This is a genomic window from Kitasatospora sp. NPDC059571, assembly GCF_042735675.1.
Classification (GTDB): Bacteria; Actinomycetota; Actinomycetes; order Streptomycetales; family Streptomycetaceae; genus Kitasatospora.
In genome coordinates, this window is sequence record NZ_JBHWBW010000427.1 from 1 (window position 1) to 2,228 (window position 2,228).

The following is a 2,228-nucleotide window of genomic DNA, read 5'->3' on the forward strand; positions in this document are numbered from 1 at the left end:
GGGCGGGGCGGCCGGGGCGGCCGAGCCGGGCCGACCGGCCGGCCGGGCGGGTGCCGCGGCGGCCGAGCCGGCGGGCGGCGAAGTCGCCGGCCGGCTGGACGGCGGTCACCACCACGACCAGTTCGGCGATGATCACCCACATGAAGCCGGTCTCGAAGCGCTGGTAGCCGTACCGGACGGCCAGGTCGCCGAGGCCTCCGCCGCCGACCACGCCGGCCATCGCCGAGTAGCCGATCAGGGCGATGACCGTGGTGGTGGCCGAGGAGACCAGGGCCGGCAGCGACTCGGGCAGCAGGGTCTTGCGGACGATCGTCCAGGTGGAGCCGCCCATCGACTGGACGGCCTCGACCAGGCCGCCGTCGACCTCGCGGACGGCCGTCTCGACGAGCCGGGCGAAGAACGGGATCGCGCCGATGGTGAGCGGCACGGTGGCGGCCTGCCAGCCGATCGTGGTGCCGGCCAGCGACCGGGTGAAGGCCTGGAGGGCGACCATGAGGATGATGAACGGCAGCGAGCGGCCGACGTTGACCACCGCGCCGAGCACCCGGTTGACCGGCAGGTTCTGCAGCAGTCCGCCGCGGTCGGTGAGCACGAGCAGCACGCCGAGCGGCAGGCCGAGCAGCACGGTGGCCAGCGAGGCGGCGCCGACCATCCGGAGCGTCTCCCAGGTGGCGGGCCACATGAGCTCCTGCATCTGGTCCCAGGTCATGCCGCCGCTCCCGTCGTGTCGATGACGTCCACCTGGAGGCCCTGCTCGCGCAGGTAGCCGATCGGCACCACGTTCTCCCCGTGGCCGCCGGGCAGTTCGACCCGCATCCGGCCGACCATCCGGCCGCCGATGGTCTCCACCGCGGCGCCGAGGATGTTGATGTCGATCTGGTAGGTGCGGGCGAGCTGCGAGACGAACGGCTGGGCCGGCGCGTCGCCCTGGAAGGTGATCTCCAGGACGGTGCGGCCCGGCTGCCCGGAGCCGAACTCGCCGAGCGGGAACAGGTCGCGGGCGAGCTGCGAGCCGCCGGTGGCGAGCAGGTCGGTCAGCGCGCCGGACTCGACGATCCGCCCGCCGCGCATCAGCGCCGCCGAGTCGCAGACCGACTTGATGACGTCCATCTCGTGCGTGATGAGCAGCACGGTGAGGCCGAGCTGCCGGTTGAGGTCGCGCAGCAGGGCGAGGATCGAGCGGGTGGTCTCCGGGTCGAGGGCGCTGGTGGCCTCGTCGGAGAGCAGCACCTTGGGGTCGCCGGCCAGGGCGCGGGCGATGCCGACGCGCTGCTTCTGGCCGCCGGAGAGCTGGGCCGGGTAGCTGCCGGCCCGGTCGGACAGGCCGACCAGGTCGAGGAGTTCGGCCGCCTTGCGGCGGCGCTCGGTGCGGTCCAGGCCGATGATCTCCAGCGGCAGTTCGACGTTCTCCTGGGCGGTCCGCGCGGAGAGCAGGTTGAAGTGCTGGAAGACCATGCCGATCCGGCGCCGGGCCTCGCGCAGCTCGCGGCCGGCGCGGTTCTCGCCGCCGGGCAGCGCGGTCAGGTCGACGCCGTCCACGGTGACGCTGCCGGAGGTGGGCCGCTCCAGCATGTTGACGCAGCGGATGAGGGTCGACTTGCCGGCACCGCTGGTGCCGACGACTCCGTAGACCTCGCCGGGTCGGACGTGGAGGTCGACGCCGTCGAGGGCGGTGACCTCCCGGCCGCGGGAGCGGTAGACCTTCGTGAGGTCCTTGGTGGTGATCACGGCTGCTTCCGTTGGTCGGGGGCGGACGGCTCGTGGCCGGGCGCACCGGTGCGGTTCAGCGGCGTGCGCGGGCACGCCCGGTGGGGTGTGGTGTGCGGGGGCGCACGCCGGCGGCCGCCGGTGGGCGGTTGCGGTGGTGTGCGTGGCACGGGCCCTGGCGATCCGTCGGGGACGGCCGGGCGGCGGCGCCGGTCAACGGCGCGGGTGCTCGCTTCGGGGCGCGAGTGCGGGGTGCCCCCGGCCAGGGGCCGGAGGGGCGGCGAGGGCCCTCAGTGGTGACACATGAGACAGCGGCACATGCGCGTCTCACCTGCCGGCGCGGCGCCGGTGGGGATGCATGTCGTGGTCGCTGTCATGCCAGCTAGTAAATCAGACGTTCGGAGGCGATCCCAAAAATCAGGAGGTGCTGTCCGGATTACGGACACGACCCTTGCGGCACAAGCCCGACGGGGCCCCCCCCCCCGCGGGGGGGGGGGCCCGCGCCGGGGGGTGCGGGGGGA

Annotated in this window: 2 protein-coding genes; both read right to left on the reverse strand. The window is 73.9% G+C overall.

Annotation, left to right across the window (positions count from 1 at the left end; translation table 11 throughout):
• A partial coding sequence (locus ACFV0G_RS31855; protein ID WP_380555524.1) for a methionine ABC transporter permease occupies positions 1 to 709 on the reverse strand: 709 nt, incomplete at its 3' end.
• The gene (locus ACFV0G_RS31860; protein ID WP_380555527.1) at positions 706 to 1,728 is read right to left on the reverse strand and encodes a methionine ABC transporter ATP-binding protein; all 1,023 of its coding nucleotides are present in this window, start codon (positions 1,726 to 1,728) and stop codon (positions 706 to 708) included. The genes ACFV0G_RS31855 and ACFV0G_RS31860, both read right to left, overlap by 4 nt.
• Between the last annotated feature and the right edge of the window lie 500 nt (positions 1,729 to 2,228).